At 50.0% G+C, this 26,067-nt stretch carries 21 protein-coding genes; 16 read left to right on the top strand and 5 right to left on the bottom strand.

Going from position 1 to position 26,067, the window contains the following annotated elements; translation table 11 throughout:
* The first annotated feature begins 837 nt into the window (after positions 1-837).
* The 6 genes from CPY98_RS17015 (at position 838) to CPY98_RS16990 (ending at position 7,429) form a co-directional block, all read left to right on the top strand.
* Positions 838-1,494 carry an HAD family phosphatase gene (locus tag CPY98_RS17015; protein WP_043495444.1) on the top strand — a complete coding sequence of 219 codons (657 nt, stop codon included), beginning with the start codon at positions 838-840 and terminating at the stop codon, positions 1,492-1,494.
* On the top strand, positions 1,491-2,078 hold the full coding sequence (gene mog, locus CPY98_RS17010; protein WP_025801407.1) for a molybdopterin adenylyltransferase: 588 nt from the start codon (positions 1,491-1,493) through the stop codon (positions 2,076-2,078). Before CPY98_RS17015 ends, mog begins: the two co-directional genes overlap by 4 nt.
* A gap of 165 nt (positions 2,079-2,243) precedes the next feature.
* Positions 2,244-3,578 (top strand): MFS transporter, encoded by a 1,335-nt coding sequence (locus tag CPY98_RS17005; RefSeq protein ID WP_025801408.1) that lies wholly within the window; start codon positions 2,244-2,246, stop codon positions 3,576-3,578.
* Positions 3,579-3,790: 212 nt separating this feature from the next.
* Complete coding sequence (locus CPY98_RS17000; RefSeq protein ID WP_043495442.1) at positions 3,791-4,555, top strand: transcriptional regulator NanR; 765 nt, start codon at positions 3,791-3,793, stop codon at positions 4,553-4,555.
* Positions 4,556-4,756: 201 nt separating this feature from the next.
* On the top strand, positions 4,757-5,656 hold the full coding sequence (gene nanA, locus CPY98_RS16995) for an N-acetylneuraminate lyase (protein WP_096388481.1): 900 nt from the start codon (positions 4,757-4,759) through the stop codon (positions 5,654-5,656).
* Between the two features lie 279 nt (positions 5,657-5,935).
* Positions 5,936-7,429, top strand: a complete 1,494-nt coding sequence (locus tag CPY98_RS16990) for an MFS transporter (protein WP_043495437.1) — start codon at positions 5,936-5,938, stop codon at positions 7,427-7,429.
* Positions 7,430-7,522: 93 nt separating this feature from the next.
* Here CPY98_RS16990 and satP read toward each other — a convergent pair whose 3' ends face one another.
* Positions 7,523-8,122: an acetate uptake transporter gene (satP, locus tag CPY98_RS16985; protein WP_025801412.1), complete on the bottom strand. Its 600-nt coding sequence runs from the start codon at positions 8,120-8,122 to the stop codon at positions 7,523-7,525.
* A 449-nt stretch (positions 8,123-8,571) separates the two neighbouring features.
* On the opposite strand from satP, the gene dnaK reads away from it, so the two are divergent.
* The 4 genes from dnaK to nhaR all read left to right on the top strand — a co-directional run bounded on the left by dnaK (position 8,572) and on the right by nhaR (position 14,264).
* A complete protein-coding gene (gene dnaK / locus CPY98_RS16980; RefSeq protein ID WP_025801413.1) occupies positions 8,572-10,482 on the top strand; it encodes a molecular chaperone DnaK in 1,911 nt (636 codons plus the stop codon).
* 121 nt (positions 10,483-10,603) lie between these two features.
* On the top strand, positions 10,604-11,737 hold the full coding sequence (gene dnaJ, locus CPY98_RS16975) for a molecular chaperone DnaJ (RefSeq protein WP_025801414.1): 1,134 nt from the start codon (positions 10,604-10,606) through the stop codon (positions 11,735-11,737).
* Positions 11,738-11,959: 222 nt separating this feature from the next.
* Positions 11,960-13,144 carry a Na+/H+ antiporter NhaA gene (gene nhaA, locus CPY98_RS16970; RefSeq protein ID WP_096388480.1) on the top strand — a complete coding sequence of 395 codons (1,185 nt, stop codon included), beginning with the start codon at positions 11,960-11,962 and terminating at the stop codon, positions 13,142-13,144.
* A gap of 217 nt (positions 13,145-13,361) precedes the next feature.
* Positions 13,362-14,264 carry a transcriptional activator NhaR gene (gene nhaR / locus CPY98_RS16965; protein ID WP_025801416.1) on the top strand — a complete coding sequence of 301 codons (903 nt, stop codon included), beginning with the start codon at positions 13,362-13,364 and terminating at the stop codon, positions 14,262-14,264.
* A gap of 68 nt (positions 14,265-14,332) precedes the next feature.
* Here the strand turns inward: nhaR and rpsT are convergent, their stop codons facing one another.
* Positions 14,333-14,596, bottom strand: a complete 264-nt coding sequence (gene rpsT / locus CPY98_RS16960; RefSeq protein WP_008814663.1) for a 30S ribosomal protein S20 — start codon at positions 14,594-14,596, stop codon at positions 14,333-14,335.
* A gap of 441 nt (positions 14,597-15,037) precedes the next feature.
* Here rpsT and ribF point away from each other — a divergent pair, with 441 nt between their 5' ends.
* The 5 genes from ribF (at position 15,038) to ispH (ending at position 20,825) form a co-directional block, all read left to right on the top strand.
* Entirely contained in the window at positions 15,038-15,976 is a 939-nt protein-coding gene (ribF, locus tag CPY98_RS16955) for a bifunctional riboflavin kinase/FAD synthetase (protein ID WP_025801417.1), read from the top strand.
* Between the two features lie 86 nt (positions 15,977-16,062).
* Positions 16,063-18,912, top strand: coding sequence for an isoleucine--tRNA ligase (gene ileS / locus CPY98_RS16950; RefSeq protein ID WP_096388479.1), 2,850 nt, complete (start codon positions 16,063-16,065; stop codon positions 18,910-18,912).
* Positions 18,913-18,923: 11 nt separating this feature from the next.
* Positions 18,924-19,415, top strand: a complete 492-nt coding sequence (gene lspA / locus CPY98_RS16945) for a signal peptidase II (RefSeq protein ID WP_025801419.1) — start codon at positions 18,924-18,926, stop codon at positions 19,413-19,415.
* A gap of 5 nt (positions 19,416-19,420) precedes the next feature.
* Positions 19,421-19,891 (top strand): FKBP-type peptidyl-prolyl cis-trans isomerase, encoded by a 471-nt coding sequence (gene fkpB, locus CPY98_RS16940; RefSeq protein WP_096388478.1) that lies wholly within the window; start codon positions 19,421-19,423, stop codon positions 19,889-19,891.
* Entirely contained in the window at positions 19,872-20,825 is a 954-nt protein-coding gene (gene ispH / locus CPY98_RS16935) for a 4-hydroxy-3-methylbut-2-enyl diphosphate reductase (protein WP_043495432.1), read from the top strand. The genes fkpB and ispH overlap by 20 nt, the downstream gene beginning before the upstream one ends.
* Before the next feature lie 86 nt (positions 20,826-20,911).
* Here ispH and xdhC read toward each other — a convergent pair whose 3' ends face one another.
* From xdhC to xdhA, 3 genes are read right to left on the bottom strand one after another with little or no spacing between them, the layout of a single operon-like run.
* Positions 20,912-21,388: a xanthine dehydrogenase iron sulfur-binding subunit XdhC gene (xdhC, locus tag CPY98_RS16930; protein WP_096388477.1), complete on the bottom strand. Its 477-nt coding sequence runs from the start codon at positions 21,386-21,388 to the stop codon at positions 20,912-20,914.
* Entirely contained in the window at positions 21,385-22,263 is an 879-nt protein-coding gene (xdhB, locus tag CPY98_RS16925; protein ID WP_096388476.1) for a xanthine dehydrogenase FAD-binding subunit XdhB, read from the bottom strand. Before xdhB ends, xdhC begins: the two co-directional genes overlap by 4 nt.
* Positions 22,264-22,265: 2 nt before the next feature.
* Complete coding sequence (gene xdhA, locus CPY98_RS16920; protein ID WP_096388475.1) at positions 22,266-24,551, bottom strand: xanthine dehydrogenase molybdenum-binding subunit XdhA; 2,286 nt, start codon at positions 24,549-24,551, stop codon at positions 22,266-22,268.
* A gap of 524 nt (positions 24,552-25,075) precedes the next feature.
* Here xdhA and dapB point away from each other — a divergent pair.
* Positions 25,076-25,897 (top strand): 4-hydroxy-tetrahydrodipicolinate reductase, encoded by an 822-nt coding sequence (gene dapB / locus CPY98_RS16915; protein WP_096388474.1) that lies wholly within the window; start codon positions 25,076-25,078, stop codon positions 25,895-25,897.
* Positions 25,898-26,067 lie beyond the last annotated feature (170 nt).

The raw sequence follows: 26,067 nt of genomic DNA, 5'->3' as shown, positions 1-26,067 counted from the left end.
ATCGCCGCCCCCTAACAACCCGGCTTGGCACCGTTCATCAGCCTGCTTCGCAGGTTCCCTCATCTCGTCATTCCGGCTTTAACGGAACGAGCGACAATCGCGGATATTCGGCGCATCCTTGCGCCTCACCCCTACGGGGCCAACGCAAGCGTTGTTCAAATTTGCTCCCTGCAAATTTGTCCATGCCTCCGTCGCTCTTTTGCCGACATCCAGTCGGCAAATCCTAGCCTGCATTCCTCTATTCGGCTGAAGAACAACGTGCCAGATAAGGTCAAACCCAAAAAACAAAAGACAAAAACTCTATCTGTTTTTAAGTTTAAGTTATGGCATTTAGAGCAGTGAAAACAGGATGTTTTCACGAGGGGAGGAGGCGCCAAGGATGGCGCATGCCGACCCGGCGCGAAAATGGCATCTCGGATAAAAGCGCGAGGATTGAAGGGGCGCGCGCTGGCGCCCCTCATCGGACGCCTTCATTGATGTATCAATGGAGTTCGATATAAATCGGCGGACGAAACCTTACACCGTGTTCGCATGCGTGTCTGACGGACGAAACCTTACACCGTGTTCGCATGCGTGTCTGACGGACGAAACCTTACACCGTGTTCGCATGCGTGTCTGGCGGACGAAACCTTACACCGTGTTCACATGCGTGTCTGACGGACGAAACCTTACACCGTAATTACATACACCGCTGGTGAATAGGCGAGAAAGGAAAGCCCTGTCATCACTCCTTGCCACTTCTCCCCCCACAGTTTATTCCGAATCTTTGATTCACAAACCAGACAGATCTACCGTAACTCTTATACTTGGTTAATCGTTCTCTAAGAGGAATTCGCTATGTGGAAAAAACAATTTGCCGCCGTTTTTCTGGATATGGATGGCGCTCTTTTGGATTCAGGTAACCATGCTCAGCAAGTGTGGATGCAGTGGGCGCAGCAACACGGCATTGATGAGGCACTGCTGGGAGAACAGATTCATAGCCAACGCGTGCAGGAAATTGTGCGCCGTTTAGCCCCGCATCTTGATACCCTGCAAGAGGTGAATGCGCTGGAGGCGGCCTTGCTGCAAATGACTCAGCGTCATCAAAGCCAATTACAGCAGGGCGTTTCTGAGCTACTACAGGCACTAGGCGAAACGCCGTGGGGCGTGGTGACGCAGTCCCATCGTGCACGCGCTGAAGCACAGTTGCAGCAGGCCGGTATGCAGCGTCCACCGCTTGTGGTGGGAGCCGAGCAGGTATCGAGCGGTCGGCCCGATCCTGAACCGTATTTACTCGCCGCCAGTTTTTACGGCGTAGATCCGCGTGATTGCCTCGTGTTTGAAAGCGATGAGGCTGGGATTAAAGCCGCACAGGCCGCAGGAATGACGGTGATTGCCATCACCCATCGCCATCAACGACATCATTTACAGCGTGCAGATGTGGTTATTAGCGGCTGGCGTAGTATTATTCTGCATCCCCAGCGTCAAGGAATAGTCATAGAGGTAGTTGCATGAATGCATTGCGTATAGGTCTGGTCTCGATTTCCGATCGTGCTTCCAGCGGTGTTTATCAGGATAAAGGTATTCCAGCCTTACAAGAGTGGTTGGAGCAGGCGCTCACCACGGCGTTTACGCTGGAAACGCGGTTGATCCCTGATGAACAAGTCATGATCGAGCAGACTTTGTGCGAGCTGGTTGATGAAATGGGCTGTCACTTAGTGCTGACCACCGGTGGCACCGGCCCTGCTCGCCGCGACGTCACGCCGGATGCAACGTTAGCGGTCGCCGATCGTGAAATGCCGGGCTTTGGCGAACAGATGCGCCAAATCAGTTTGCACTATGTACCGACGGCGATTTTGTCGCGTCAGGTGGGTGTGATCCGCAAGCAGGCGTTGATCATCAATTTGCCGGGGCAGCCGAAGTCGATCAAAGAAACGCTGGAAGGCGTGAAGGACGAAAACGGTAAACCCATTGTGCATGGTATTTTCGCCAGCGTACCTTATTGCATCCAGCTATTAGACGGGCCGTATGTGGAAACCGATCCGCGCGTAATAGCAGCTTTTCGTCCTAAAAGTGCACGTCGCGAAACAATCGACTGAAATTGAACTCATTGCGGCATAAGATTCAGTACGACTAGCCAGTCACCCAGTAACGTTATATTAATTATTTTGCATTACAACTTTGTAACACGAAGCCGTGATGCCGGTTTATAACCACACAACATCGCAAAATAATATGAAAAATAACGTACTGGGCTGGATCTTATGGAACAAAATCACAATCGCCGTTTAAATCGGCAGGACTACAAGACTTTGACGTTGGCAGCCTTGGGCGGCGCGTTAGAGTTCTACGACTTCATCATTTTCGTTTTCTTCGCGGCGGTTGTCAGCGATCTCTTCTTCCCAGTCGATATGCCTGAGTGGCTGCGTCAAGTGCAGACCTTCGGGATTTTTGCCGCCGGTTATCTGGCTCGCCCGCTTGGCGGGATCATCATGGCGCACTTTGGTGACAAAGTCGGGCGCAAAAAAATGTTCTCTCTCAGTATCCTGTTAATGGCGTTGCCAACGTTGGCGATGGGGATGCTGCCGACTTATCAAAGCATTGGGATTGCCGCACCGCTGCTGCTGTTGCTGATGCGCGTGCTTCAGGGCGCTGCAATTGGTGGTGAAGTCCCGGGCGCTTGGGTATTTGTTGCCGAGCATGTGCCGCGTAAACGCGTTGGGTTTGCCTGCGGCACGTTAACCGCCGGATTAACCGCCGGTATTTTGTTGGGATCGTTGGTGGCGACTCTGCTTAATACCGTGATGAGCCAAGACGCTATTCTGGCCGGTGGCTGGCGTATTCCGTTCTTCTTGGGTGGGATCTTTGGCCTGTTCGCGATGTATCTGCGCCGTTGGTTACAAGAAACGCCGATTTTTGTCGAAATGCAGGCGCGCAAGGCGTTAGCCGAAGAGATGCCGTTGAAAACGGTGGTGAAAAATCATCGCACCGAAGTGGCTATTTCCATGCTGCTCACGTGGCTGTTGTCGGCCGGTATTGTGGTGGTGATTCTGATGACGCCAACCTATTTGCAAAAACAATTTGGCATTTCACCGGCGCTGGCGTTGCAGGCTAACTGCTTGGCGACGATAGCATTGACGGTGGGCTGCGTGATTGCAGGACGTTTAATCGATCGCTTTGGCGCCAGCAAAACCTTTATCGTTGGTAGCCTATTTTTAGCCGTGTGTAGCTGGACGTTTTACCACTCGGTAGCCGCTGGCGTCAGCGCTGAGCACTTATTCTTGGGCTATGCGTTAGCCGGATTTAGCGTGGGTATCGTGGGCGCGGTGCCTTATGTCATGGTGAGAGCGTTCCCCGCTGAAGTGCGTTTTAGCGGAATTTCATTCTCCTATAACGTGGCCTACGCCATCTTCGGGGGATTAACGCCGATTTTTGTTACGCTAATCATGAAAGTGACGCCGATGGCTCCGGCATATTACGTGTTGGCGCTGTCACTGGTTGGATTGTTGCTGGGGCTTTATTTGCAGCGTGATTTAAACAGTGAGGCTCATGTCGAAAATAAGCCGTTAATGCCATCTGGGCACCAAGAACACAGCTAAATCATCATCGTAAACGCTCTGCCTCCGTGGCAGGGCGTTTTGGCTTAGGGTGAACATCACGCTTTCAACATTCCTGCTTGCTTAGCCGCCTTACTTTTCCTATGTTATGATTCAAACGAACTTTCTCTTCTCGACCCAGTAGGTTTATCGAAATATCATAGACTTCCTGCGATTGGATTTATTACTGACGGAACCAGCCAGAACGTTAATTTATGAGCACATCAGACGATCGTCCTTTTGAAAAACCTGAAGCTATCGGACATGCAATGCGCCGACGCCCAGTGCCTCGTAAAAAACTGTCGGATGTGGTGGAAGAAGAGTTAGAGCAGATGATCCGTCGGCGGGAATTTGCCGAAGGTGAGCAGTTGCCTTCAGAGCGTGAGCTGATGGCCTTTTTTAATGTGGGTCGACCTTCCGTGCGAGAGGCGCTGGCCGCGCTAAAGCGCAAAGGGCTGGTTCAGATTAATAACGGCGAGCGCGCACGCGTTTGTCGCCCATCCGCAGATACTATCATTTCTGAACTTTCAGGCATGGCCAAAGACTTTCTCACCAAGCCTGGCGGTATCGCTCATTTTGAACAACTGCGTTTATTCTTTGAGTCCAGCCTAGTGCGCTATGCCGCTGAATTTGCCACCGATGAGCAGATTGCGCGCTTGGGCAAGGCGCTGGAAATGAACAGCCAGTCGCTGGACGATAACGATCTGTTTATTCGATCCGATATCGAATTTCATCGCGAGCTTGCGGAGATCCCCGGCAATCCGATCTTCATGGTGATTCACGTAGCGTTGCTAGATTGGTTGATTGCCGCTCGTCCAACGGTGTCGCTGGCTGAACTGCATGCCCACAACAATATTAGCTATCAGCAGCATATCGCAATCTATCAGGCGATCTGCAAGCGAGATCCCGATGCTGCGGATAAGGCTCTCAAATCCCATCTCAATAGCGTTTTTGCTGCCTATTACCCTGCCAAAAAATAACGTTCGCTTTATTCCTCGCCAAGAATGAACTAAACGAGATCTTGTTCATCTTTAATCTTGAAAGAAGATCTTCTTCACACGGCTTTATCTGAGATTGATCACATATCAAAGCGAATATCGCGCTAGTTCGTTTTTTAGTCTGGTATAACAGGTATAAAGGTATATCTTTGTGTGTATCAAATAATCAAGTCAGAGGGTCTTATGTCGAAAAATCTCCATGGGGTGATGCCTGCGTTACTTACGCCGTTTAATCCACAACAGCAGTTGGATATTCCAAGCCTGCGCCGATTGGTGCAGTTCAACATTGCTCAGGGCGTAGATGGACTCTATGTGGGTGGGTCTACCGGTGAGGCATTTATCCAAAACTTGCAGGAGCGCGAGCAGGTATTAGAAGTCGTGGCGCAGGAAGCTAAAGGTAAGCTGACGCTGATTGCCCACGTGGGTGGGATCAGCACGCATGAAAGCCAGATCTTGGCGGGTGCGGCAAAGCGCTATGGCTTCGACGCCGTATCTGCCGTGACGCCGTTCTATTATCCGTTCAGCTTTGGCGAACATTGCGATCACTACCGCGCTATCATTGACGCGGCTGAAGGATTGCCGATGGTGGTGTATAACATTCCGGCCTTAAGCGGCGTGAAACTTTCACTCGATCAAATCTCAACCCTGATTACCTTACCTGGCGTTGCAGCGCTGAAACAAACTTCCGGTGATTTATATCAGATGGAACAAGTTCGTCGCGCCCATCCAGATAAAGTCATTTATAACGGCTATGATGAAATTTTCCTGTCAGGGCTGTTAGCCGGTGCGGATGGCGGGATCGGCAGTACCTATAACGTGATGGGCTGGCGCTATAAAGGCATTATGCAGGCTCTCAAAGAAGGCAATATTTCCCAGGCTCAGTCGCTGCAAACCGAGTGTAATAAGGTGATTGATGTGCTGATTAAAGTCGGCGTATTCCGTGGGTTGAAAACCATTCTGCATTATATGGATGTTGTAGATACGCCGATATGTCGCAAACCTTTTGCACCGGTTGAAGAGCAGTATTTACCTGAGCTTCGCCAGTTAGCCACACAGCTTAATGCAGAAAGAGCAGCACAATAACGCTGAACATATTCTTATGCCTATTAATTTCAAGGTGTGGGCCATAAGCTTCATCTTGAAATTTAAGGTATACCGAAAGAACTCTTACCCTACGATATAGAGCGCGGGCAATTTGATATACCCGTCATACTTGAAGTTGCATCTGTGTTGGCTGTGTTTGCTCACCCGAATCACTTACTAGAGTAAGCTCATCGGGATTCTTTCACTTGCCGCCTTGATGCAGCGCCAATTATTTTGGGTATAGACCTTAAATAATTAGACCTGCGCCGGGAGTGCTTTATGAATAACACTACCCAAGATCTTCCGTGGTACCGACATATCAGCAAGTCACAATGGAAAGCGTTTTCAGCCGCATGGATTGGCTATTTGCTTGATGGTTTTGATTTTGTATTAATCGCTCTAGTATTAACTGAAATCCAAAGCGAATTTGGATTAACCACCGTTGAAGCTGCAAGTCTTATTTCAGCCGCCTTTATATCCAGATGGTTTGGCGGGTTATTATTAGGTGCCATGGGCGATCGCTATGGACGAAAATTAGCGATGATCACCAGCATCGTTTTATTTTCAGTAGGCACATTAGCCTGTGGCTTTGCTCCGGGTTTCACTACCATGTTTATTGCTCGACTCATGATTGGCATGGGTATGGCGGGTGAATATGGTTCCAGCGCAACCTATGTGATCGAGAGTTGGCCAAAACATTTGCGTAATAAAGCCAGCGGCTTTTTGATTTCAGGGTTTTCCATCGGTGCCGTTATTTCCGCGCAGGTATATAGCGTGGTTGTACCTGAATGGGGTTGGCGTGCGCTGTTCTTTATTGGCATTTTGCCGATTATCTTTGCGCTCTGGCTACGTAAAAATATTCCTGAAGCAGAAGATTGGGAAAAGAAATTTGGTGATAAACAACCGGTAAAAACCATGGTGGATATTTTATACCGTGGCCCGCGTAAAGTTATGAACGTGATGATGACCGTGATTGCATCGTTAGCGCTCTATTTATGCTTTACCGGAGATATTGGCAATCCATTTATTATCACGGTGCTTGGCCTAATTTGCGCGGCTATCTTCATCAGTTTTATGGTGCAAAGCAGCGGTAATCGTTGGCCAACGGGCGTGATGCTCATGGTGGTGGTGCTGTTTGCCTTCCTTTACTCATGGCCGATTCAGGCGCTGTTGCCAACCTACTTAAAAACCGAGCTGTTATACGACCCGTCCACCGTGGCGCATATCCTGTTCTTTAGCGGATTTGGTGCGGCGGTTGGCTGCTGTGTCGGTGGTTTTCTCGGTGATTGGTTGGGGACGCGTAAAGCCTATGTCTACAGTTTGCTGCTTTCCCAGCTTTTAATTATCCCTGTATTTGCCATCGGTGGCGGAAGTTTATGGACGCTTGGCATTCTGCTGTTCCTGCAACAAATGTTAGGGCAGGGGATTTCGGGGATTTTGCCTAAGCTGATCGGCGGCTATTTTGATACAGAACAGCGCGCGGCAGGGCTTGGTTTTACCTATAACGTCGGGGCACTAGGCGGAGCTTTAGCACCGATTCTAGGCGCAACGATTGCTCAGCGTTTGGATCTGGGTACTGCCTTGGCCTCGCTTTCCTTTAGCCTGACCTTTGTCGTTATTCTGCTGATTGGTTTGGATATGCCCTCGCGCGTGCAGCGCTGGTTGAAGCCGGAAGGAATAAGAACGCATGATACGATTGATGGAAAACCTTTTAGCGGTGCAATTGGTCGTCCGGCAAAGAAAGTTTTAGCTGTGCCGGTTCCGCATAAGTAATTTCACATAAATCATGATGATAAAAAAAGCCCCGTATTCATCACGGGGCTTTTTGTTTTCTCACGTTCTTTATATCAAGAAACGTACTGAAGATTACAGCTCAGCTGGATGTGCGTTTGCCTTCGGGCATTTGCATTCGCCGATTGGCAGTACGGTGCGTCCAGCCTGTTCGTTAATCACTTCAGCCATTGCTAAGTAGATCGCGCTCGCGCCACAAACGATGCCTTCAAAGCCAGCAAAATGCAGAACCGCTGCGTTGCCAGTGATGTTGCCGTAGGCCAGCAGGAAGAACAGCACGGTCAGGCTCGCGAATACGAATTGCAGAACGCGGTTAGCGCCTAAAGTACCGAAGAACATGAACAGGGTGAAGATGCCCCACAGCGCCAGATAGGTGCCGAGGAAGCTTGCATCGCTGGCATCGGCCAGACCCATTTTTGGCAAGACCAGAATACCGACCAAAGACAGCCAGAAAGCGCCGTAGGACGTAAATGCGGTTAAACCGAAAGTATTGCCTTTTTTGTACTCAAGCAGCCCAGCTAAGATCTGAGCAAACCCTCCAAAGAAAATCCCCATAGAGATAATCACGGAAGTTAGAGGGAAAAAGCCTGCGTTGTGCAGGTTCAGCAAGACGGTGGTCATCCCGAAGCCCATCAGGCCTAAAGGACCGGGATTCGCCAACTTGTTGGTGTGCATAGAGCCTCTGTAATAAGAGAAGTTTAATGTAGAAACAAATAATCCAATGCAATTGACGTTGATATTTATATATTCAGCATCAATTAGTTAAGCATGGAAATTCATTGGTACGTGCCCGAGAACACAATGGTTTATGGCATTGTGGTTGTTTTCAACGATCGAGCAGCGCGGCATAATAATGAGGAGTTCGAACATAAACAATGATCTTGTAGATTAAAAAATCATATTTTTTTTAATCTCCCCCCTTGTTGTCCGCTTGAGCGACCCCATCTTACTTACAACGCAGTTGGTTACCGAGTAACCCTGTTTTAATTCAAGCTGTATGAGCCTTAGCCGTAACTTGAATGATTTAGGGAGTAGGTAGAAAAAAAGGCGGTTGAAAAGCAAAATATCGCCCCCACCTACGGTAGCAACGAGATTAATAACAAAATTCTTAGTGGAGATGTTCGATGGGCAAAATTATTGGTATCGACCTGGGTACAACTAACTCTTGTGTAGCTGTAATGGATGGAACTACTGCACGTGTGCTGGAGAACGCCGAGGGCGACCGCACCACTCCTTCTATTATTGCTTATACTCAGGACGGCGAAATTCTGGTTGGTCAGCCAGCAAAACGTCAGGCTGTGACTAACCCGCAAAACACTCTGTTTGCGATCAAGCGTTTGATTGGTCGTCGTTTCCAAGACGAAGAAGTTCAGCGCGATAAAGGCATCATGCCTTTCGGTATCGTAGGCGCTGACAACGGCGACGCATGGGTCGAAGTTAAAGGTCAGAAAATTGCTCCACCACAGATTTCTGCTGAAGTTCTGAAAAAAATGAAGAAAACAGCAGAAGACTTCTTGGGTGAGCCAGTAACCGAAGCGGTTATTACCGTTCCTGCATACTTCAACGATGCTCAGCGTCAGGCAACGAAAGATGCCGGCCGTATCGCAGGTCTGGAAGTAAAACGTATCATCAACGAACCAACCGCTGCTGCTTTGGCATACGGTTTGGATAAAGAAGTCGGCAACCGCACTATCGCCGTTTACGACTTGGGTGGTGGTACTTTCGATATCTCTATCATTGAGATCGACGAAGTTGACGGTGAAAAAACCTTCGAAGTTCTGGCAACCAACGGTGATACCCATCTGGGTGGTGAAGACTTCGACAGCCGTCTGATCAACTATCTGGTTGACGAATTCAAGAAAGAACAGGGCATGGATCTGCGCAATGATCCGCTGGCGATGCAGCGTCTGAAAGAAGCTGCTGAAAAAGCGAAAATTGAGCTGTCTTCTGCTCAGCAGACCGACGTTAACCTGCCGTACATCACTGCAGATGCGTCTGGTCCAAAACACATGAACATCAAAGTGACCCGTGCAAAACTGGAGTCACTGGTTGAAGATCTGGTTAACCGTTCTATGGAACCACTGAAAGTGGCTCTGAAAGACGCAGGCCTGTCTGTTTCTGACGTACAGGACGTTATCCTGGTTGGTGGTCAGACTCGTATGCCTATGGTTCAGAAGAAAGTTGCTGATTTCTTCGGTAAAGAACCACGTAAAGACGTTAACCCAGATGAAGCAGTGGCTATCGGTGCTGCGGTTCAGGGCGGTGTATTGACCGGTGAAGTGAAAGACGTTCTGCTGCTGGACGTTACCCCTCTGTCTCTGGGTATCGAAACCATGGGCGGCGTGATGACTTCTCTGATTGCGAAGAACACCACGATCCCAACTAAGCACAGCCAAGTGTTCTCAACCGCTGAAGACAACCAGTCTGCCGTGACTATTCACGTCATTCAGGGTGAGCGTAAACGTGCTGCGGATAACAAATCTCTGGGTCAGTTCAACCTAGATGGTATCCAGCCTGCACCACGCGGTATGCCGCAGATCGAAGTCACCTTCGACATCGATGCCGACGGTATCCTGCACGTGTCTGCTAAAGACAAAAACAGCGGTAAAGAGCAGAAGATCACCATTAAGGCTTCTTCTGGTCTGAACGAAGAAGAAATCCAGAAAATGGTTCGTGATGCTGAAGCTAACGCTGAAGCTGACCGCAAGTTTGAAGAGCTGGTACAGACTCGTAACCAAGCCGATCAGTTGGTTCACGGTACTCGCAAACAGTTGGAAGAAGCAGGCGATAAACTGCCAGCAGAAGACAAAACTGCGATCGAAGCTGCTTTGGCTGAGCTGGATACTGCAGCGAAAGGCGAAGATAAAGCTGACATCGAAGCGAAAATCCAGACTCTGGTTCAGGCTTCAAGCAAACTGTTAGAAATGGCTCAGCAGCAGGCTCAGGCCGGCGGTGCTCAGCAGGCAGATACCAGCGCTCAGAAAGATGATGACGTGGTTGATGCTGAATTCGAAGAAGTGAAAGATAAAAAATAATCGCCCTTAGCGGGCTAGGTAAAGACGGTAGTGGTTAACCATTAATCGTCGTTACTATTAACCGGCACGGGCGTCGAGGAAACTCAACGCCCGTGCAGTTATGTTAAGGGCAGGATAGAGAATGGCGAAAAGAGACTATTACGAGGTTTTGGGCGTATCCCGCGATGCGGAAGAGCGCGAAATCAAAAAGGCTTATAAACGCCTCGCGATGAAGTTCCACCCTGACCGCAATCAGGAAAAAGACGCTGAAGAAAAGTTCAAAGAGGTTAAAGAAGCCTATGAGATCTTAACCGATGCGCAGAAACGTGCAGCCTACGATCAATACGGCCATGCAGCCTTTGAACAAGGTGGTATGGGCGGTGGCGGCGGCGGATATGGCGGCGGCGGTGCAGACTTCAGCGACATCTTTGGTGACGTGTTCGGCGACATCTTCGGCGGCGGTCGCCGTCAGCGTGCGACCCGTGGTGCAGATCTCCGTTACAACATGGAGCTGACGCTGGAAGAGGCGGTGCGCGGTGTGACCAAAGAAATTCGCATTCCAACTTTGGTTGAGTGCGAAGTTTGTCACGGCAGCGGCGCGAAAAAAGGCACTGAGCCTGTCACTTGTCCAACCTGTCATGGTGCTGGTCAGGTACAGATGCGTCAGGGCTTCTTTACCGTACAGCAGCCGTGTCCACACTGTCACGGTCGTGGTCAGATTATCAAAGATCCGTGCAACAAATGTCATGGGCATGGCCGCGTAGAGAAATCTAAAACGCTATCGGTGAAAATTCCTGCGGGCGTTGATACCGGTGACCGTATTCGCTTAAGCGGCGAAGGTGAAGCCGGTGAGCATGGCGCTCCAGCGGGTGATTTGTACGTACAGGTTCAGGTTAAAGCGCACCCAATCTTCGAACGTGAAGATAACAACCTGTTCTGTGAAGTACCGATCAACTTTGCGATGGCTGCACTTGGCGGCGAGATTGAAGTTCCAACGCTGGATGGTCGCGTTAAGCTGAAAATCCCTGCGGAAACCCAGACCGGCAAGATGTTCCGTATGCGAGGCAAAGGCGTTAAATCTGTACGTGGTGGAAGTCAGGGCGACCTGCTGTGCCGCGTCGTGGTTGAAACACCGGTTAACTTGAATGAGAAACAGAAGCAGCTGCTGCGCGAGCTGGAAGAGAGCTTTGGCGATTCTTCGAGCGCGAATAACAGCCCACGTTCTAAAAGTTTCCTCGACGGTGTAAAGAAATTCTTCGACGATTTAACCCGTTAAGATTTTCTTTTAAAATAAGCAGTTAATAAAAATCCCCGCCTAATACGTGGGGATTTTTTTACATTAATGTGTGACGAATCTCATAAATAACTCGGTTTTCCCTACGTTAATAGCACTTATAAACTACTTTTGCCGAAATAAAGTAATCCGTAAACTAACTGCATTAATTCGTTCTCTCGCCCATTATTAACGAATGTGTGTAAGGAGTTTCTGAGAGTGACTATGGTAACCCGTGCAATCCGCCAGTTTCTGCGCCTTGAAGCCGCTGGTGGCATTATTCTCATCATGGCCGCAATAGTGGCTTTAGTATTGGCAAACAGCCCACTGCACGATCTCTATCAGCAGTTCTTAAACTCACCGGTTCAGTTCCGTTTTATGGCGCTGGATATCAACAAAACGCTGCTGCTATGGGTGAACGATGGCCTGATGGCGATATTCTTTTTAGTGGTGGGGCTAGAGGTTAAGCGTGAACTGATGTGCGGATCGCTGGCCAGCCGTGAGCAGGCTATTTTCCCCGCTATTGCGGCGTTAGGCGGAATGCTGGCTCCCGCGTTGATTTATCTCGCGTTTAACCATGCCGATCCTGTGACGAGCCAAGGCTGGGCAATTCCAGCGGCAACGGACATTGCTTTTGCTTTAGGCGTTATGGCTTTACTTGGGAATCGCGTCCCAACCAGCTTGAAGGTATTTCTGCTGGCGCTGGCCATTATCGATGATTTAGGCGTTATCGTTATTATCGCGCTGTTTTATACCCATGAGGTTTCTCTGCCCGCGTTGGGCGTTGCCGCTGCGTCTATCGCGGTGCTGGGATATCTAAACTGGCGCGGTGTTGGCAAAACCTCGGTGTATCTGCTGGTCGGTGCGGTGCTGTGGACTGCGATTCTGAAATCAGGTGTTCATGCCACGCTGGCCGGGGTGATTGTTGGCTTTATGCTGCCGATGAAAGCGAAAAACGGTAAGCGTCCGGCTGAAAAATTAGAACACAGCCTGCATCCGTGGGTAGCGTATTTGATTCTGCCATTGTTCGCTTTTGTGAACGCCGGTGTATCTCTACAGGGCGTTTCGCTCGAGAATCTGACCGGGATTCTGCCTTCCGGAATTATGCTGGGCTTGTTTATCGGCAAGCCGCTTGGGATCTTCCTGTTTAGCTGGGGGGCGGTCAAAATGGGCGTTGCTCGTTTGCCTGAAAGCATTAACTTCCAGCATATTTTTGCCGTTTCCGTGCTGTGTGGCATCGGCTTTACGATGTCTATCTTTATTGCTTCGTTGGCGTTTGCTGGCGGCGCGCCTGAGCTGGCCACCTATTCAAGATTGGGTATTTTGTTGGGATCGACGGCAGCGGCTTTCGTGGGATATATGCTTTTGAGTCGCGTGCTGCCTCGCCGAGCGGCGGTCGAGAATTCATAAGTATTCTTGGGCGCTCTTGGTGAAAATGGAGCGCCTTTTGTAATCTGGCTCCCGTTGGGGAGGCTTCATCATAGGTGCTCAGCGGTTTTAGTGGCAAGATAAGTCATACGCCGCTGCGCCTTCTTGGTCGCACTGTTTGTGCCGCCTTTTTGATTTAAACACCGCAGCAATGTTCGCATCGTTTTCACTATGCGAAAGGGAATAGGAGAGCACTATCGTGCGTCTGGCACATATCAATTTTAACCACCTCTATTATTTCTGGCAGGTTTGCAAAGAAGGGTCGGTGGTCGGCGCAGCTGAAGCGCTGTTTTTAACGCCGCAGACCATTACCGGGCAGATTAAAGCCTTGGAAGAGCGCTTGGGCGGAAAGCTGTTCAAACGTCAAGGCCGTGGATTAGTGCCTTCTGAGCTAGGACAGTTGGTTTTTCGTTATGCCGACCGCATGTTTATGCTTAGCCAAGAAATGCTCGACATTGTGAACTACCGCAAAGAATCCAACATGCTCTTTGACGTCGGCGTTGCCGATGCGCTGTCTAAACGTTTAGTCAGCCAAGTATTGGAAACCGCGGTTGCCGATCACGAGCAAATTCATTTGCGCTGTTTTGAATCGACTCATGAAATGCTGTTGGAGCAGCTAAGCCAGCATAAGCTGGACATGATTTTATCGGATTGCCCGGTGGATTCTAGCCAGCAAGAAGGGCTGTTCTCGGTAAAACTGGGCGAGTGTGGTGTGAGTTTCTATTGTCGTCAGCCGTTGCCTGAACAGCCTTTTCCTGCCTGCCTTGAGCAACGTAAGCTGTTGATCCCTGGGCGCCGAACCATGTTAGGGCGTAAGTTATTAAACTGGTTCAATAGCCAAGGGTTACAAGTGCAGATCCTCGGTGAGTTTGATGATGCCGCTTTGATGAAGGCGTTTGCTCAATTCCACGATGCTATTTTTGTTGCACCGTCGATCTACGCGCAGGATTTATATGCGAACGACTCAGAAAACATCAAGGAAGTGGGGCGAATTGATAACTTGCAGGAAGAGTATTACGTGATTTTTGCTGAGCGAATGATTCAGCATCCGGCAGTACAGCGGGTTTGTAATAAAGATTTCTCAGCGTTGTTTAGCCGATAGTTGCCTTAGTCGAGACGTAAAAAAACCGGCCTAGGCCGGTTTTTTTCAAAGCTTTCAACGTAAAGCAATTACTGCATTGCGTTGATTTGCGCTACCAAGTTTGACTTATGGCGTGCAGCTTTGTTTTTGTGGATCAGGCCTTTACAAGCCTGGCGATCCACGATTGGTTGCATTTCGTTAAATGCGTTTTGTGCAGCGGCTTTATCACCGGTTGCAATCGCCGCGTATACTTTCTTAAGGAAAGTACGCATCATGGAGCGACGGCTAGCGTTGTGCTTGCGGCGCTTCTCAGATTGTACGGCGCGTTTCTTAGCTGATTTGATATTAGCCAAGGTCCAACTCCCAAAATATTCTATGAGGACAATTCAAAGGCCGAGAAATATGCCTTTTTAGCCCTCTGTTGTCAATGGATTTGTGCAAATAAGCGTCGCTTGTACGAACGACACTTTCGCGTTGTGATGGCGCGGGATTTTACCAGCTTTGTCCCTTGGAATACACCCTTTCGAGAGTTTTTTCCTGTGCGGTTGCTGATTATATCAGCGTTTGCAATAAAAGCGCAGGTTTATACCCCTGCATCTTGAAAGGCGACGAGGTGAGTAACCGATATGATTTTATCGAAAGGTAAATAGAGTGGTAGAAATCATGCGTAATGTATTTAACCGGCGGCTTATCTCCGGTATGGTGGCAGAATCCCTTTAAACTCTCTAATCGCTGGTTAACCTTAGTCTCTGTACAAGGTATAATCCGCCGATTTCCACTGTTTTGAGCCTGATATGGAGCTAATTCGCGGCATTCACAATCTACGGGCGCGCCACCATGGCTGCGTGCTGACGATCGGTAACTTCGATGGTGTGCACCGCGGTCATCAGGCCTTGCTGGCCCGTTTGAAGCAGGAAGGGAAGCGCTTGGGGCTGCCCGTCATGGTCATGATCTTTGAGCCCCAACCGTTAGAGCTGTTCAGCGCAGATAAAGCGCCAGCTCGCCTGACTCGGTTACGCGATAAATGTCACTATCTGGCAGAAGCAGGAGTTGATTATCTCCTGTGCGTACGTTTTAACCGTGATTTTGCGGCGAATTCAGCTCATGACTTTGTGAAAAAGTTACTCGTTGAAAAGCTCGGCGTAAAATATCTAATGGTCGGTGATGATTTTCGTTTTGGCGCAGGGCGTCAGGGCGACTATGAGTTGTTGAAACAGGCCGGAGAACAGTTCGGCTTTACCGTGACAAACTCTGACAGCTTTTGCGAAGGAAACAAGCGCATTAGCAGCACCGCCGTTCGACAGGCATTGCAGGAAGATAAGCTTGAACTCGCGGAAAGCCTTTTAGGCCATCCATACAGCATTTCTGGGCGCGTTGTGCACGGTGATGAAGTTGGGCGAACTATCGGTTTTCCAACCGCCAACCTACCGCTGAAACGGTTGGTTGCACCGGTAAAGGGCGTATACGCCGTTGATGTTTATGGGTTGGGAGCGACACCGTTGCCCGGTGTGGCGAATATTGGTACCCGCCCAACCGTCGCTGGCATACGTCAGCAGCTAGAAGTTCATCTGCTGGATACCACGATGGATCTCTATGGACGCCACATTGATGTGGTGCTCCGCGCAAAACTGCGCAATGAACAGCGTTTTGCTTCGCTTGATGCACTTAAGCAACAAATCGCCAATGATGTGGTGACGGCCCGAGAGTTCTTTGGGCTGGCGACACCGGTTTAATCTATATACATATGCCCAAAGTCATAAAAGCTGCATGAGTAGCTTATTGAGCCAAGGGGATAGCCGAAAACGGAACCGAGAATCGAATGAGTGATTATAAGAATACCCTGAACTTGCCGGAAACAGGGTTCCCGATGCGCGGCGATCTCGCCAAGCGCGAGCCTGGCATGCTGCAACGTTGGTATGAGCAGGATCTGTACGGGATTATCCGTAACGCGAAAAAAGGCAAGAAAACCTTCATTTTGCACGATGGCCCTCCTTATGCGAACGGCAGTATTCATATTGGTCACTCAGTAAACAAGATTCTTAAAGACATTATTATTAAGTCCAAAGGCCTGAGCGGTTTTGACTCACCGTACATTCCTGGCTGGGACTGCCACGGTCTGCCTATTGAACTGAAAGTTGAACAGTTGATTGGTAAGCCAGGCGAGAAATTCAGCGCCGCTGAGTTCCGTGCAAAATGCCGCGAGTACGCCGCTGAACAGGTTGAAGGCCAAAAAGCGGATTTCAAACGTCTGGGTGTGCTGGGCGATTGGGATCACCCGTACTTGACGATGGCGTTTGACACCGAAGCTAACATCATCCGTGCACTGGCTAAAATCGTTGATAACGGCCACCTGATGAAAGGTGCGAAGCCGGTTCACTGGTGCCCAGACTGTGGTTCTTCACTGGCTGAAGCTGAGGTTGAGTACTACGACAAAACTTCTCCGTCTATTGACGTGCGCTTTGCCGCGGTCAATAAGAACGAAGTGTTGGCTAAATTTGGCGTTAAAGAAGCCAAAGGCAACGTTTCCGTTGTTATCTGGACCACCACGCCGTGGACAATGCCCGCTAACCGCGCGGTTTCATTGCACCCTGAATTTGAATACCAACTGGTTCAGGTTGATGGCGAGTGCCTGATTTTGGCAGCCGATCTGGTTGAAAGCGTCATGAAACGCGCCGGTATTGCCTCTTGGACCGTGCTGGGAAGCTGTAAAGGTGCCGATCTAGAACTGATGCGTTTCCAGCATCCATTCATGGGCTTTGATGTGCCTATCGTTCTGGGCGAGCACGTTACGCTTGAAGCTGGTACAGGTGCTGTACATACCGCGCCGGGCCATGGTCCAGATGACTATGTCATCGGTCAAAAATATGGTTTGGAAACTGCTAACCCAGTGGGCCCGAACGGTTGCTATTTGAAAGGCACCTTCCCAGGTCTGGATGGTTTGTTTGTATTTAAAGCCAATGACGTAGTGGTTGAGCTGCTGAAAGAGCATGGCGCTTTACTGCACGTTGAAAAAATGAATCACAGCTATCCATGCTGCTGGCGTCATAAAACGCCGATCATTTTCCGTGCGACCCCACAGTGGTTCATCAGCATGGATCAGAAAGGACTGCGTAAACAGTCTCTGGCTGAGATCGACGAAATTGAACAGGTTGGCCTGAAAGAAAAAGGTCTGAGCGGTTGGATCCCTGCATGGGGTAAAGCGCGTATCGAATCAATGGTGGCAAACCGTCCTGACTGGTGTATCTCTCGTCAGCGTACGTGGGGTGTGCCAATGTCGATGTTTGTGCATAAAGATACTCAGGAACTGCATCCACGCACCATCGAACTGATGGAAGAAGTGGCGAAGCTCGTTGAGAAAGACGGTATTCAAGCTTGGTGGGATCTGGATCCAAAAGATATTTTGGGCGCAGACGCCGACCAGTATGAAAAAGTACCTGACACCTTGGACGTATGGTTTGACTCCGGTTCAACCAGCTTCTCCGTGGTTGATGCGCGCCCTGAATTCCATGGCAACACCGCCGACATGTATTTGGAAGGCTCTGACCAGCACCGTGGTTGGTTCATGTCTTCTCTTATGATTTCTACCGCGATGAAAGGCAAAGCGCCTTACCGTCAGGTACTGACTCACGGCTTCACCGTGGATGGTCAGGGACGCAAAATGTCCAAATCTATCGGTAACACCGTGAGCCCTCAGGATGTGATGAACAAACTGGGTGGCGATATCCTGCGTCTGTGGGTAGCTTCTACCGACTACACCGGTGAAATCGCGGTTTCAGACGAGATTCTGAAGCGTTCCGCCGACTCTTATCGCCGTATCCGTAACACCGCACGTTTCTTATTGGCTAACCTGAACGGTTTCGACCCGAAACAGCACATGGTGAAACCGGAAGATATGGTGGTTCTGGATCGCTGGGCGGTAGAGCGTGCGATGGAAGCACAGAAAGAAATTCTGGTTTCCTATGAAAACTATGATTTCCACGAAGTGGTTCAACGTCTGATGCAGTTCTGCTCGGTTGAGATGGGCTCCTTCTATCTGGATATCATCAAAGACCGCCAGTACACCACCAAAGCCGACAGCATTGCGCGTCGTAGCTGCCAGACTGCGCTGTTCCACATTGCAGAAGCGCTGGTTCGCTGGATGGCACCGATCATGTCCTTTACTGCCGATGAACTGTGGGGCTACTTGCCGGGCGACCGTGCTGACTATGTCTTCACTGAAGAGTGGTATCAAGGTTTGTTCGGCTTAGGTAATGCAGAGTCTATGAACAACGAGTTCTGGGCCGAGCTGCTGAAAGTTCGTGGTGAAGTGAACAAGGTCATCGAGCAGGCACGTAACGACAAGCGTGTAGGCGGCTCTTTGGAAGCTAGCGTGACGCTGTATGCGGATGATGATCTGATCGCCAAACTGAACAGCCTAGAAGATGAACTGCGCTTCGTGCTGATCACCTCTGCGGCTCAGGTTGAACCGCTGGCAAACGCACCGGCAGACGCCGTACAGAGCGACGTGCTGAAAGGCTTGAAAGTTGCGTTGAGCAAGGCTGACGGCCAGAAATGTCCTCGCTGCTGGCACTTCTCTACCGAGATTGGTCAGAATGCTGAGCATCCAGACCTGTGCCCACGTTGCATTACGAACGTTGCCGGTCACGGCGAAAAACGTAAGTTTGCATAATGGCTGACGCGATGAAACGACCAATAATGTCTACAGGACTGCGCTGGCTCTGGCTGGTGCTTGTCGTGTTAGTGATTGATTTAGGCAGCAAGTATTTAATTTTGCAGGACTTCGCCTTAGGCGAAACGAAAGCACTGCTGCCATCGCTTAATCTGCACTATGCACGCAACTACGGCGCCGCTTTCAGCTTCCTAGCTGACAGCGGTGGCTGGCAGCGCTGGTTCTTTGCCGGTATCGCCATCGCTATCTGTGTGGCGTTGTTAGTGATGATGTATCGCTCTCGGGCGACACAAAAACTCAATAACATCGCCTATGCGCTGATCATCGGCGGAGCACTGGGCAATCTGTTCGATCGTCTGTGGCATGGTTTTGTTGTCGATATGATCGACTTCTACGTGGGAGATTGGCATTTTGCCACCTTCAACCTCGCGGACTCGGCGATCTGTATTGGCGCAGCATTCATTGTTTTGGAAGGTTTCCTTCCCGCGAAGAAAAAGGGATAGCAGGTATGACTCAGCAAGTGCAAAGCAACAGCGCAGTGTTAGTGCATTTTACCTTGCAGTTAGAGGATGGCACGCAGGCCGAGTCAACGCGTAGCAGCGGCAAACCAGCGCTGTTCCGTTTGGGTGATGGCAGTTTATCCGATGCGCTGGAAGAGCACTTGCTGGGACATCAAGCGGGCGATAAGTTTCAGTTCACCTTGCAGCCGCAAGACGCGTTTGGTGAAAATAGCCCCGATCTGGTTCAGTTCTTTACCCGTCGTGATTTCGCTGACGTAGGCGTGCCGGAAGCCGGAACCATTATGATGTTCACTGGCCGAGATGGCAGCGAAATGCCGGGTATCGTGCGTGAAGTTGCCTGTGATTCAGTGACCGTTGATTTTAACCATCCGCTTGCGGGACATCTGGTAACCTTTGATGTAGAGGTACTGGAGATTGACCCGCAGCAGGGAGACGTTGATGCAAATCCTGCTGGCTAATCCGCGCGGCTTCTGCGCGGGTGTCGACCGAGCCATTAGTATCGTAGAACGCGCGCTAGAGATTTATGGTGCGCCGATTTATGTTCGTCATGAAGTGGTGCATAACCGCTATGTGGTCAACAGCCTGCGTGAGCGCGGAGCCGTGTTCATTGAAGAAATCAGTGAAGTGCCCGATAACACGATTCTGATTTTCTCGGCTCATGGTGTTTCTCAAGCCGTTCGCGCTGAGGCTAAAGCCCGTAATCTCACCATGTTGTACGATGCGACCTGTCCATTGGTCACTAAAGTCCATATGGAAGTTGCGCGTGCGAGCCGTAAAGGAACCGAGGCCATTTTAATTGGTCATGCTGGGCATCCGGAAGTTGAAGGCACGATGGGCCAGTACAATAATCCTGAAGGCGGGATGTATCTGGTTGAGTCGCCGGAAGATGTTTGGAAGCTGCAGGTGAAAAATGAAAATAACCTGTGCTTTATGACTCAGACCACGCTTTCCGTTGATGATACGTCAGACATCATTGATGCTCTGCGTGAACGATTCCCTAAGATTGTTGGCCCGCGTAAAGACGATATCTGTTATGCCACAACTAATCGTCAGGAAGCGGTGCGCAATCTTGCTAGTGAGGCTGAAGTGGTGCTGGTGGTGGGATCGAAAAACTCCTCCAACTCTAACCGCTTGGCAGAACTGGCACAGCGTGCAGGGATCCCCGCATTTTTGATTGATTCGGCAGAAGATATTCGCGAAGAGTGGCTGAAAGATGTGAAGCGTATAGGCGTCACCGCAGGTGCTTCAGCCCCTGATATCTTGGTTCAAGACGTGATTAAGCGCCTTCAAGCGTTAGGCGGCGAAGATGCCGTTGAGATGCAAGGACGTGAAGAAAATATCGTTTTTGAAGTGCCTAAAGAATTGCGTGTGGATGTGAAGCAAATCGACTGATTGCTTGGCTATATCAAACGATGATGAGATGGGATACCGGAAGGTATCCCATTTTTTTATATCTGACAGGTATCCGCGATCGGGTGTTAGTTATCGCAGCATGCCTTAACCGCACGGATCACCATTTGATAGCCCGTGCAGCGGCAGAGGTTTCCAGCTAATCCACGGCGAATTTCTTCATGAGTTAACGGGCGGGACGGATGCTTGGCGAGCAGCGCCGTGGTTGCCATTACCAGACCCGGCGTGCAGAAACCACACTGTACCGCTCCGGCATCCACGTAGGCCTGCTGTACCTGAGAGATCCGGCCATTTTTTACCTCACCTTCGGCGGTGCGGATGCATTTTCCATCGGCCCATACGGCGAGATATAAACAGCTATCGGTTGCGACGCCGTCGATAAGCACGGTGCAGGCGCCACATTCCCCTACACCGCAGCCCTGTTTCACGCTCGTTAGCCCTTCATCTCTGAGAAGCTCCATCAACGACAGCGCGGGAGAAATCGTAAAGGGGTAACGCTTCCCATTTATTTCACATTCAATATCAACCCAATACTTACGGTTCATGCGATTTTTCCTCCAGCGCGTTCAACGGCGAGTGAAATAGCGCGTTGAGCTAAGGTGCGAATGAGATGCAGGCGAAATGATTTCTCGGCGCGCCATGATGAACGCGGGGAAACATCCTGAGCCACGGCTTCACTGATAGCTGCCAGCGTTTGTTGATTCAGCGAATGGCCAACGGCGCTTTGTTCGGCATGCGGACAGCGAATCGGCGTTGGTGCGGCAACGCCATAGGTGAGACGGAGATCGGTGAAGCGTCCTTGAGCGATGCGACATACCGCCGAACAGCCAATCGTGGCGATATCCATTGCGCCACGCATGGCGTACTTAATGTAGCTACTGCCAATATTTTGGTAGTACTCAGGGGCAAAATGGAAGGCAACGACAATTTCGCCTTGCTGTAGCGCAACTTTTCCGGGGCCAGTGTGGAAACCTTCGATAGAGCGCCGATAACAACCGTGGGCGGTCGCAATTTCTAGCTCTGCTTTCAGCGCTAGCGTAGGTGACGCTGAGTCTGCGCTTGTTGCGCCGTTGCCGATATTGCCGCCATAGGTCGCAACGTTACGTACCTGAGGGCCCGCTATTGTTGCCGCTGCCTCGGCAAGCAGTGGCAGATGCTGCTGAATGAGCGGATGTTCAATGAGTTCGGTAAAGGTGGTTGCTGAGCCGATGCGTAAATGATGATGGCGATCGATAGCGATCCCCTTTAATTCCGGTAAATCATGAACATCAACGATGTGGCGATATTTAGGATTCAGGTGATGAAGCTGGATTAGCACATCGGTGCCACCGGCTAAAAGCCGCGCTTGTGGATATTCAGTGAGTAGCTCACAGGCATGTTGTACGCTGCGAGCACGGTAGTAGTTTTCGATGTCGTACATGATTACTCCCTGATGAGTCCGGCCTGAACGAATTCCGCAAACAGCGTTTTAGGCGTGATGGGCAGCGTGTTGATGGAGACGCCGGTTGCCATACGAATAGCGTTTCTAATTGCGGGAGCGGGCGAGATAATCGGCGGTTCGCCGAGCGCCTTGTGCCCGTAGGCAGACTGGGGCTCATAGGTTTCAACAAATGCGCAATCTAGATCGGGCAGATCCATAATGGTGGGGAATTTATAATCCAGCAGGTTTGGATTACGGACTACGCCAGTTTTTTCATCAATGATCATCTCTTCAAATAAAGCCCAGCCGATCCCCATGCCCATTCCGCCATGCACTTGGCCTTCGGCGAGCTGTGGGTTAAGAATTCGGCCTGAATCATGCAGGTTGATAATCTTATTGATGGTGACTTTGCATAGAGGAATATCGACGCTGAGATCGACAAACGTGCAGCCAAAAGCCGGTGGGTTAGTGGTGGTTTTATGGGATATTTCAGCCAGCAGCTGGGCACCGATTTCCTGATGGTAGTAAGCATGCATCGAAACCTCCGCCACGCTCATGAGTACCATTTCAGGTTGAGCCGCCATCACCACATTTCCGTTGAGTAACGTGAGTCCCCACTGTGGCTGGTGGCTAATTAATTCAGCATGAGCCAGTATTTTACTGCGCAATTCGCTTGCCGCCTGCATTACCGCCGGTGCGGCAACATAGCTCTGTCGAGACGCAAATGCGCCGGGGTCGTAGGCAGTGATATCGGTATCTTGGGTGGATATCACGCGTATATGTCCAAAGGGAATGCCAAGCGTTTCGGCGGCCATCTGGGCGAAAACGGTATCTGAACCTTGGCCGATCTCTGTGGCACCAATTTGCAGATTTACCGTGCCGTCTTGGTTGAGCAACATGCGGGCTCCCGCAATTTCAACGCCAACGGGGTAAGTATTAGAACCGTAGCTAAAACATGCGACGCCGACGCCACGGCGCAGATCGCCTGTTTGATTTTGACAGGCGGCCTTACGGGCGTTCCATTCGAACAGATCGCGTCCTTTCTCAAGGCATTCAACGAGTCCCGCGCTATAAATCTTTTTGTGGTTAACCGGATTGATATCACCACTGCGTGCCGCATTCAGCAAACGCACATCGACGGCGTCGAGAGACAGTTTTTCTGCCGCGTCATCTAATAAACATTCAAGTGCAAAAGCCACCTGCGGTGCGCCATAGCCGCGCATGGCGCCTGCGGCGGGGTAGTTCGAATAATGCGTGAGGGCAGAATAGCCGAAGGCGCTACGGGGATAGAGATAGCTGATTTTGTTGGCACCGGCGGAAGCGATGGAATGTCCGTGCGAAGCATAAGCGCCGGTGTTCGACAACACGTCCAACTGATAGCCCGTTAAAATACCGTCGTGATTAAGCCCCAGTTCCGCGTCGATACTGAAGGCATGACGCGTGCGGGAAGCGAAAAAGCACTCTTCACGGCTGAGTTCGACCTTCACCGGAATACCGCCCATCTTTTGGGTGAGAAATGCGGCCATCGGCTCTTCGAGTACGTCCTGTTTATTGCCGAATCCACCACCAATATAAGGCTTGATCACGCGTATGTTTGACCACGGCATACCCAGCGCCTGAGCGACGGTACGGCGCACGATCTGCGGGATCTGGGTGCTGGAGACAATCACAATATGATCTGGCTGTTCCATATAGGCAAAACAGGTCACGCCTTCCATATGGCAGTGCTGGATCACCGGCGTTTGAAAATGCGCAGAGAGTTGAAAATCAGCCGATGAGATTGCTTCTTTAGGCTGATTCGCGCTGATATTACTTTTTTTCAGCGTATTGCCTTCTGGATGAATCAGCGGTGCGTCTGGTGCTAAAGCGCCCTGTGCGGTGGTTATCACCGGCAGCTCTTGGTATGCCACTTCAACCAGCGCGGCGGCACGTTCTGCGGTTAGCGCATCACGCGCAACCACAATCGCAACACCGTCGCCATAATGCCGCACATGTTGGGTGAGTAGCTGGCGATCGGCAACGTCTCGTTTAGCTGGTTCCAGTGACCAAGCATGTCCCGCGGTGGGGAATCGTAATTCAGGCACATCTTGATAAGTAAATACGGCTTCAACGCCGGGCAAAGCCAGTGCCGCATAAGTATCAATGGCCGTGACATAAGCATGGGCGAGAGGACTACGTACATATTTAGCGTAACGCATGCCATGCATTTGATGATCGTCGGTATAGCGAGCGTGGCCGGTAACCTTAGCTTCAGCGTCCACCCGCTTGAGTGGGGATCCTAACGACATAGCTTTCTCCTTAGAGGAGCGTGGGATTTTTAATTTGAATGAAATGAATAATCGAAATTTATAAATCAGCGATAAAGCAGCAAGATGTACGCCATAGGGCGTAGAGCCGTAAGGTGATTGGTGGAAACGTGAGGGGGATCGAGCGTTTTTTCTTAGACGAATTACAGAATGTGATGGCTGAAGATCGGATGACGGTGATGGAGAGTGGAAAACTATCAAAATGGGAATGTTAGTATCAAATTGAGAGCGAAGTTATCGTAATGAAATGCTTAGTATCGCTATGCTAACTGATTGGTTTTGCATGATTATGCGGGTGCTGTATTTTTGTTCTGAATACGGGGCAACACGTTTTGTCAGCGCGTAAAACTGATGATGAACCGCGCTAATCGCAAATTTCTAATTACCGTATATTTACTCTGGCAGTGAGAGGGAAGAGTCGTTAACCTGAAACTAACATTGAAAGCCTTTGGCTATCTTGCTGAGTGAAATTAGCTGAGTGAAATTAAATAATTAAGAGAGGGAAGATGTCTAATTCTCATATCCGTATTGCTATCGCCGGTGCCGGTGGCCGCATGGGAAGACAATTAATTGCTGCGGTGGCAAACGTTGAAGGCGTGGTGCTCGGTGCCGCTTTTGAGCGTGAAGGCTCTTCATTGCTAGGCGTAGATGCTGGTGAATTAGCGGGTATTGGCCAAACAGGCATAAAAGTCAGCGCAAGCCTACAGGATGCCGCCGATAACTTTGATGTCTTGGTCGACTTTACGCGCCCAGAAGGCACGCTAGCGCATTTAGCGTTCTGTGTATCTCAACGCAAAAATATGGTGATTGGTACCACCGGCTTTGATGATGCGGGCAAAGTTGCCATTAGCAAAGCGGCTGAATCTATTGGTATTGTGTTCGCTGCTAACTTTAGCGTTGGGGTTAACGTGATGCTTAAGCTGCTAGAGAAAGCGGCAAAAGTGATGGGGGATTATACGGATATCGAAATTATTGAAGCCCATCATCGCCATAAAGTTGATGCACCGTCAGGCACGGCTTTAGCCATGGGAGAAACCATTGCTCAAGCGTTAGGGCGCGATCTAAAAGAGTGTGCGGTATATGCCCGTGAGGGATACACCGGAGAGCGCGATCCTAAGAGTATCGGCTTTGCTACTATTCGCGCAGGCGATATTGTCGGTGAGCACACGGCGATGTTTGCTGATGTGGGAGAACGAATCGAGATTACTCACAAGGCATCAAGCCGTATGACGTTTGCCAGCGGCGCTGTACGTGCTGCTGCATGGGTAGGCAATCAGCCTATTGGTCTTTACGATATGCGTGATGTTCTTTCTCTCAATGAACTCTAGATAAAATCAGTAAAAATCTTCTTTTAATGTTTTTTTTAATATTAAAAATTAAATGGATAACAATGTGTTATCCATTTTTTTTATTTTAAAGTAAGGTTGGCGTGATTTTTATTGTGAGTGACTTATTAGTTGCTTTATTTTACTTTTTATTAACCTAGTGAGAAACTGTG

This window comes from Hafnia sp. CBA7124, assembly GCF_002355555.1.
Taxonomy (GTDB): domain Bacteria; phylum Pseudomonadota; class Gammaproteobacteria; order Enterobacterales; family Enterobacteriaceae; genus Hafnia; species Hafnia alvei.
The sequence above is the reverse complement of the archived record's forward strand: the minus strand, read 5'-3'. Positions and strand labels throughout refer to the sequence as shown.

What these genes read in the sequence shown, in the direction of transcription:
- CPY98_RS17015 (WP_043495444.1), top strand. Translation starts at nt 838, where the DNA reads ATGTGGAAAAAACAATTTGCCGCCGTTTTTCTGGATATGGATGGCGCT.
- mog (WP_025801407.1), top strand. Translation starts at nt 1,491, where the DNA reads ATGAATGCATTGCGTATAGGTCTGGTCTCGATTTCCGATCGTGCTTCC.
- CPY98_RS17005 (WP_025801408.1), top strand. Translation starts at nt 2,244, where the DNA reads ATGGAACAAAATCACAATCGCCGTTTAAATCGGCAGGACTACAAGACT.
- CPY98_RS17000 (WP_043495442.1), top strand. Translation starts at nt 3,791, where the DNA reads ATGAGCACATCAGACGATCGTCCTTTTGAAAAACCTGAAGCTATCGGA.
- nanA (WP_096388481.1), top strand. Translation starts at nt 4,757, where the DNA reads ATGTCGAAAAATCTCCATGGGGTGATGCCTGCGTTACTTACGCCGTTT.
- CPY98_RS16990 (WP_043495437.1), top strand. Translation starts at nt 5,936, where the DNA reads ATGAATAACACTACCCAAGATCTTCCGTGGTACCGACATATCAGCAAG.
- satP (WP_025801412.1), bottom strand. Translation starts at nt 8,122, where the DNA reads ATGCACACCAACAAGTTGGCGAATCCCGGTCCTTTAGGCCTGATGGGC.
- dnaK (WP_025801413.1), top strand. Translation starts at nt 8,572, where the DNA reads ATGGGCAAAATTATTGGTATCGACCTGGGTACAACTAACTCTTGTGTA.
- dnaJ (WP_025801414.1), top strand. Translation starts at nt 10,604, where the DNA reads ATGGCGAAAAGAGACTATTACGAGGTTTTGGGCGTATCCCGCGATGCG.
- nhaA (WP_096388480.1), top strand. Translation starts at nt 11,960, where the DNA reads ATGGTAACCCGTGCAATCCGCCAGTTTCTGCGCCTTGAAGCCGCTGGT.
- ribF (WP_025801417.1), top strand. Translation starts at nt 15,038, where the DNA reads ATGGAGCTAATTCGCGGCATTCACAATCTACGGGCGCGCCACCATGGC.
- ileS (WP_096388479.1), top strand. Translation starts at nt 16,063, where the DNA reads ATGAGTGATTATAAGAATACCCTGAACTTGCCGGAAACAGGGTTCCCG.
- lspA (WP_025801419.1), top strand. Translation starts at nt 18,924, where the DNA reads ATGAAACGACCAATAATGTCTACAGGACTGCGCTGGCTCTGGCTGGTG.
- fkpB (WP_096388478.1), top strand. Translation starts at nt 19,421, where the DNA reads ATGACTCAGCAAGTGCAAAGCAACAGCGCAGTGTTAGTGCATTTTACC.
- ispH (WP_043495432.1), top strand. Translation starts at nt 19,872, where the DNA reads ATGCAAATCCTGCTGGCTAATCCGCGCGGCTTCTGCGCGGGTGTCGAC.
- xdhC (WP_096388477.1), bottom strand. Translation starts at nt 21,388, where the DNA reads ATGAACCGTAAGTATTGGGTTGATATTGAATGTGAAATAAATGGGAAG.
- xdhB (WP_096388476.1), bottom strand. Translation starts at nt 22,263, where the DNA reads ATGTACGACATCGAAAACTACTACCGTGCTCGCAGCGTACAACATGCC.
- xdhA (WP_096388475.1), bottom strand. Translation starts at nt 24,551, where the DNA reads ATGTCGTTAGGATCCCCACTCAAGCGGGTGGACGCTGAAGCTAAGGTT.
- dapB (WP_096388474.1), top strand. Translation starts at nt 25,076, where the DNA reads ATGTCTAATTCTCATATCCGTATTGCTATCGCCGGTGCCGGTGGCCGC.